Source organism: Pseudoalteromonas sp. BSi20480 (assembly GCF_000241365.1).
Taxonomy (GTDB): domain Bacteria; phylum Pseudomonadota; class Gammaproteobacteria; order Enterobacterales; family Alteromonadaceae; genus Pseudoalteromonas; species Pseudoalteromonas marina.
On the sequence record NZ_BADX01000104.1, the window covers coordinates 1 to 7,210 of the forward strand.

Consider the following 7,210-nt stretch of genomic DNA (forward strand, 5'->3'; position numbering starts at 1 on the left):
ATTGTTGTTAATTTATTACTTAACTGGGCGAGGCTCAGTTCTTAAACCTAATAATAAGCTTACACACATAAGTAAAAGCACAAACGTAAATGGTAAACCTGTTGACACAGCACCCGCTTGTAAAGCTTCAATGGCTTGTGTTCCGCCAATCCAAAGTAGCGCAGCAGCAATAGCGCCCTCAACTGTAGCCCAAAATATACGCTGGGGAACGGGAGCGTCAATCTTACCACCGGCTGTAATAGAATCGATTACTAACGACCCAGAGTCTGACGAGGTAATAAAAAACACAAGTACAAGAACAATCGCAATAAACGATAATATATTTGAAAGCGGCAGTTCATCCAGCATATGAAACATTGCTAAAGGGACTTCAGTTAAGCCATTAAGCCCAAGTGCGCCAACACCATTGATAATTTGATCAATTGCAATACCACCGTAGATAGACATCCACAATACCGTTACTAAAGTTGGAATAAGTAATACAGCGATTAAGAATTCACGAATAGTGCGTCCGCGTGAAACACGAGCTATAAACATACCAACAAACGGTGACCACGAAATCCACCATGCCCAGTAAAATACAGTCCAACCGTGCATCCATGTTTCGTCTTCACGGCCGTGTGGGTTACTCAAAGGAATAATGTTTTCTACATACCCCATTACTGTATTTGGAACATTCCCCATAGCTACAGCAAAACCAACTAGGCAAACAAACAACAGTAATACAAACGCTATCAGCATGTTTATATTACTTAATAGCTTTACACCGCCATCAATACCGCGAACAACGGATATAACGGCTAATAAAGTAACCCCTACAATAACTAAAATTTGCGAGCCAATACCGCCTTCTAAACCAAATACATGGTTAATCCCCGCTGAGGCTTGCTGCGCACCTAAACCTAATGAAGTTGCTAACCCAAATAAAGTAGCCAAAACAGCCAAAATATCAATAATATGCCCCGGCCATCCCCACGCTTTATCACCTAAAATCGGATAAAAAATCGAACGGGTTGAAAGCGGGAGCCCCTTATTGTAAGCAAAAAAAGCCAGAGATAAACTAACCACTGCATAAATTGCCCATGGATGAAGACCCCAGTGGAACATGGTTGCGCCCATGGCTAATTTTGCAGCTTCTGGTGTGTTTGCTGCAACGTTTAATGGTGTTTCGTACCAGCCAGTATAATAAGCAACAGGTTCTGCTACACCCCAAAACATAAGGCCGATACCCATACCAGCGGCAAATAACATTGCAAGCCATGAAAGGCGAGTATGAGAGGGTTTAGCTTCACTTCCTCCCAAGCGTATATTTCCGTATGGAGATACAATAAGCGCTAAACAGAAAACGACGAAAAAGTTAGCAGCCCACATAAATAGCGCATCAAAGTTATTAATAATATCGAATTTAATAGTATCGAGCGCAGTTTTAGCTGTTTGTGGCTCGGTGACAAGCAAGGCAACTAAAAATAAAATAATAAGACCCGCACTAATCCCAAAAACAGGGTTATGAATATCAAACCCCCACTTTTGGACGTTATCCTGTCCTACGGTGTAATCTGTATTATCAATACTATATTTGTCATGATTTTCCTTCATGCAATACCTCTTTTGTAATTATAAATAACTGGTTATCCAGCCGCCCATTAAATACATTAGTCTATATACTGAGAATAAAAAATAATTTGAAGACTAACTATTTATTTTTCTATCTTACAGATGATACGCAGCTACATAAACGATAAAAGTAACAAATAGTTAAAATAGCGTGTTTTAAGGGTAATGTTAGCCATAAAAATAGCTATTTAAAAAAATAATAGTAGGTAGATAAAAACTATAAGCTTAGAACTTAAACTATAATTAAAGTAATTATTTATAGACCAAGCAGTCTAGTAAGTTGAAGAAGAAAATGAACCTAACGGGGTGGTGGAAGTTTATACACTGCATAAAACTTATGCAGTGTATACGTTAGTGCTTATTTTTTACCTGTGTAAGCGTCGTTGTGTACGCCCGCTGCACGACCAGAAGGGTCCGCATTATTTTGGAATGATTCATCCCAAGCTAGTGCTTCTGGTGTCGAGCAAGCGACTGACTTACCGTGTGGTACACACTTAGCCGAGGCGTCACCTGGGAAGTGCGACTCAAAAATAGCACGGTAGTAATAAGCTTCTTTTGAATCAGGGGTATTAATAGGGTATTTGAACTTAGCGTTAGCGAGGTCTTGATCGCTTACTTGCTCTTCAACATACTCTTTTAATGTATCTATCCAGCTGTAGCCAACACCATCAGAAAACTGTTCTTTTTGGCGCCATAAAACTTCATCAGGTAGGTAACCACCAAAGCCTTCACGTAAAATATGCTTTTCAATTTTGCCATCTTTACACATTTTAGCTTCAGGATTGATGCGCATAGCAACATCAACAAATTCTTTGTCTAAGAATGGTACGCGGGCTTCAACACCCCATGCGGCCATTGACTTATTAGCGCGCAGGCAGTCAAACATATGAAGTTTAGATACTTTACGGTTTAGTTCTTCGTGAAACTCTTGTGCATTTGGCGCTTTATGGAAGTATAAGTAACCACCAAATAATTCATCTGCACCCTCACCAGAAAGAACCATTTTAATACCCATGGCTTTAATTTGACGAGCCATTAAATACATAGGGGTTGATGCACGAATAGTGGTTACATCATAAGTTTCTATGTGGTAAATAACTTCACGAAGCGCATCAATACCCTCTTGAATAGTAAAAATGATAGGGTGGTGCACTGTCCCAATCATGTCGGCTACCTTTTGAGCTGCCGCTAAATCGGGTGAACCCTCAAGACCCACTGAAAACGAGTGAAGCTTAGGCCACCAAGCATCACTTTCGTCGTTATCTTCAATACGTTTAGCTGCAAAACGCTGTGTAATAGCAGAAATAACCGATGAGTCTAATCCACCAGATAGTAATACACCGTAAGGTACATCACACATAAGTTGGCGCTTAACGGCTGCCTCTAGTGCGTCTTTCACATCTGATGATTCTGCACTGTTATCTTTCACTGCGTCGAACGTTTGCCAATCGCGTTTATAATACGGCTTTAATTCACCATCTTTACTGTAAAGGTAATGACCAGGAGGAAATTCTTCAATATGTTTACAAATTGGAGAAAGTGCTTTTAGCTCAGATGCAACATAAAAGTTACCGTGCTCATCGTGGCCAGTGTATAGCGGTATAATACCAATGTGATCGCGACCAATTAAGTAGGCGTCATTTTCTTCATCGTATAAGCAAAATGCAAAAATACCGTTCAAGTCATCTAAAAACTCAGGACCTTTCTGTTTATACAGCGCTAATATTACTTCACAGTCAGACTGTGTCTGAAAAGTAAAATCAGTGTTTAAGTTTGCAGCTAGCTCTTTGTGATTATATATTTCCCCATTTACCGCTAAAATATGCGTTTTTTCAGGGTTGTATAAAGGTTGCGCACCACTAGATACGCCAACAATTGCAAGACGTTCGTGAACTAAAATTGCTTTTTCAGACGCGTAAACACCAGACCAATCTGGGCCTCGGTGTCGTAGTAATTTTGACATTTCAATTGCTTGAGTTCGCAATTGAGCGGGATCAGATTTAATATCTAATACCCCAAAGATTGAACACATAGTAACTCCTCATTCCTATTATGTGTGCAGATCAGCCAATTTGCTGAACTGCGAACCCTTGTTTTATCAGAAATATTTACTCAAGTCACATAGCTTTTGCAATTAATTAAGAATAATTTATGCACCAATGTTTAAGTGACCGCACCTTGTTGGTGAACAAGGAGTAACTATGATTATTTTTGCATCAATTCTATTGCTCAAACTCTATACTATTAGTGAGTTATCCAAGTGAGCTTGCTTTACAGACAGCTCGTTTTTGTAACACAGTGGTGCAATAAGCCACGACTTATTAGTAAAAGTTAAACGTAACTAATTATTGCTTAACGTTTGCTTTTAAGTGCAATTTTTAACTGGTTTAAATGACCGTCGAGCTTTTGTTTGGCGTGTAATGCTTGCTTAAACGTCACATATTCAAATTCAATTATATCTAGTGGTCTGTATTGCGCAAATTGATGCAAATCTGCTTCAATTACGGTGCCTAATAAGGGGTAACCCCCCGTTGTTTGCGCATCGTTTAACAAAACAATGGGTTCTCCATTTGGTGGAAGTTGAATACTTCCGGGGCTTACAGCAAGAGAAGGCAATGAGTGTGAGTGGGTTAAAGAATAATTATCACTTTGAAGCCTAACACCCATGCGGTTACTATTGTGACTCACTTTAAACGACGACTGAGTAAACCCATTAATGATCTGTTTTGAGAAAAGCTTTGCATGTGGGCTTGGGTATACGCGAACAATTTTACGTTTTGGCGGCATAAGTGCACCGCATTGAGTAAATTCTGATTGGTAAGGAGTTATTTTAATAGTGTCACCGGCTATGAGCGATTTGCCATTTAGTCCGCCAAAACCAGCATTTAAGTCAGTTGCTTTAGAGTTCATAACAACCGGGCTTTGAATACCACCTTTAACGGCAATGTAGGCTCTTAATCCTGCTCTGCCGGTTGAAAATTTTAGCACCTGTTTTTGTTTAATATTATATGTCCAACCTGGGTAAATCGGTTTTTCATCAAGTGTTGCATTTAAATCAGCACCAAATAAGGCAATAACAGTGTTGCATTCAAACGCAAGTTCGCACAAGCCAACGGTTACCTCAAGAACAGCGGCGTTTTTATCATTATTTAAAAGGCAGTTTGCTATGGTTTGTGCGTAAGGGTCTAAGCTGCCAGACTGACTAACGCCTAAATGGCGGTATCCGTTACGTCCAAAATCTTGGATGCTCAGTAATGGGCCACTTTTAATAACTTTAATCATTATTTATTTCCCCACAGATACAGGTATAAATTCAAGCGTGTCACCAGGCTGTATTAAGCATGGGCTTTTTTGCGTTGCATCAAATAATGGTATGTCAGTTTGGCCAATAATATGCCAGCCACCAGGCGAATCTGCCGGGTAAATGGCTGTTTGCTCAGCACCAATAGCGACAGACCCTTTAGGTACTTTAACACGAGGTTCTGAGCGTCTTGGTGTAAAAAGTTGCTTGTTTAGTCCATTTAAGTATGCAAAACCAGGTTGAAACCCCAAAAATAAAACAGCGTACTGGGGCTCACTGTGAAGGTTAATGACGTCATCAATGCTTAAACTATGAAAATTTGCCACGTAGTTTAAGTCTTCGCCGTTATAATGCGTTTTGATTTTGTGGTGTTTAGCTACGAACTCATTAGGTTTAATGTTATTCCAAATATCTGGTAATTGCTCAAGCCATTTAGCTAACTCAATATCTTGCTTTAAATATAAAGTGAGTGAGTTCATACCGGGTACAATATCAATAAATGAATTATCTTTTTTACAGTGATTTGCTAAAGACCAAATTTTTTTTGAATACTGAGTGTTCCGCTCGTGCTTAAGTGAGAGGCATCAAGCAATAAGCTATTGTTTGATAAGGCGTAAACGTGAGGATTTTGCATTAGTAAAACCTAATTCGAACATCATTAAGCAAACCTATCACATATTTAATTAATTATTTATACCCTTGAGACCAACACAGAACATTTATGCAAAATTGTTAACACACTTAAATTTAAATCTTATTGTCAATTAGATTTAAAAGTAAACTTTATATGTTTAGCCTCGTAATAAATAAGCACGACGTTTGAAATAATAATTAAATTTAAATGGTCTTAATTAGTACGGACTTGTTTAGAGGTACATTATGAATTATCAGCATTTATTATATTTATCGGACGCTGCAATTATATTTAGCGCAGGCGCGTTTGCTTTATCGATGGAAAAGGTCGAACAAAGCGATGTAGCAGCCAGTATGCATGTAGAAAGCCTTGTACTAGGATCGGGGTGTTTTTGGGGCGCAGAAAAACGCTATGAAGCGCTAGATGGAGTAATTGATGCAGAATCTGGTTATGCAGATGGCAATGGGTTTGAGGCTACTTACAAAAACATTACTAAGCAATCACGCCGCTTTGACGAAAACAATTACGCTGAAGTAGTGAAAGTGACTTACAACAGCAATATTATTTCTGCGCAAGAGTTACTTAAAAATTACTTTGAAAGTCACGACCCTACTCAGTTAAACAAACAAGGTAATGACATTGGTACGCAATATCGATCTATTATATTAACGAGCAACGATGCGCAAAAAGACACAGCGTTAAAGGTTAAAGCGCAATACCAACAATTATTAACCAATGCTGGGTATGGAAATATAGTCACCGTTATCAAGCCACTTGAGGGCTTTGTAGCTGCTGAAGAATACCACCAAAATTATCTGCAAAAAAATCCTAATGGTTATTGCCCTGATCATTCTACTGGTGTGGTTTTTGAACCAGTACCAGTTAAAACGAAAGACAACACTGCATTATTAGTGGGTAAACAAATAGTGATAATAGACTCTCGAGACTATTGCCCTTACTGCGAGAAGTTTAAAAAAGAGGTGGTAAATGACTACAAAGGCACCATCCCTTTGTCATTTAGATACGCAGATCAATTAGACGGGTTAATCATTAAATCAGCGACATGGGCAACACCCACAATTCTATTTTTAGAAAATGGTGAAGAAGTATATGGTCGCCAAGGCTACGCAAGCCGTGAGACGTTTTACAAAGCATTAGGTGCATTTAAATTAGGAGATAGTGAAGCTTATAAAGTTGCATTTAATGCAAAAACAGATCGCCCATATTGTAAAGAATATAAAATATTTAAAAACACACCCGATGGCACCTTTGTCGATAAGCTCAGTGGTGAGGCTTTATTTGATACTCGAGATCGTTTTAATTCTGGTACAGGTTGGCTGTCGTTTACGCACCCTGTTAAAAACAGTGTAACCGAACACGAGGACAATAGTTGGGGCATGCAACGCATAGAATTAAGGTCTAAAAGCACAGGTATTCACTTGGGACATTTATTTCCAGGTGAGGGGCCTAGAGGAAAAGATAGATATTGTATAAACGCAACCGTATTAGACTTTGTCCCTCGAGATAATAGCTAATACCGCATATAAACCTATCGGTCTATAATTGGTGTTTTGACTAGTAAAGAAACAAGTACAAAAAAGCCCTCATAATTGAGGGCTTTATAAAAATTTACTAAGTGGTGCACTTTTGTTGAAAAATAA

Annotated in this window: 4 protein-coding genes and 1 pseudogene; 1 reads left to right on the forward strand and 4 read right to left on the reverse strand. The window is 38.8% G+C overall.

Features of this window, described 5'->3' with window-relative positions; genetic code table 11:
- Positions 1-15: 15 nt before the first annotated feature.
- The 4 genes and pseudogenes from P20480_RS07140 to pxpB all read right to left on the reverse strand — a co-directional run bounded on the left by P20480_RS07140 (position 16) and on the right by pxpB (position 5,549).
- Positions 16-1,596: a BCCT family transporter gene (locus P20480_RS07140; protein ID WP_008130505.1), complete on the reverse strand. Its 1,581-nt coding sequence runs from the start codon at positions 1,594-1,596 to the stop codon at positions 16-18.
- A gap of 376 nt (positions 1,597-1,972) precedes the next feature.
- Positions 1,973-3,646 (reverse strand): asparagine synthase B, encoded by a 1,674-nt coding sequence (gene asnB / locus P20480_RS07135; protein WP_008130508.1) that lies wholly within the window; start codon positions 3,644-3,646, stop codon positions 1,973-1,975.
- A 320-nt stretch (positions 3,647-3,966) separates the two neighbouring features.
- Positions 3,967-4,896 carry a 5-oxoprolinase subunit C family protein gene (locus P20480_RS07130; protein WP_008130510.1) on the reverse strand — a complete coding sequence of 310 codons (930 nt, stop codon included), beginning with the start codon at positions 4,894-4,896 and terminating at the stop codon, positions 3,967-3,969.
- 3 nt (positions 4,897-4,899) lie between these two features.
- Positions 4,900-5,549 (reverse strand): annotated as a pseudogene (gene pxpB / locus P20480_RS07125) (5-oxoprolinase subunit PxpB).
- A gap of 245 nt (positions 5,550-5,794) precedes the next feature.
- On the opposite strand from pxpB, the gene msrA reads away from it, so the two are divergent.
- Complete coding sequence (msrA, locus tag P20480_RS07120; protein WP_008130514.1) at positions 5,795-7,084, forward strand: peptide-methionine (S)-S-oxide reductase MsrA; 1,290 nt, start codon at positions 5,795-5,797, stop codon at positions 7,082-7,084.
- The last annotated feature ends 126 nt before the right edge of the window (positions 7,085-7,210 follow it).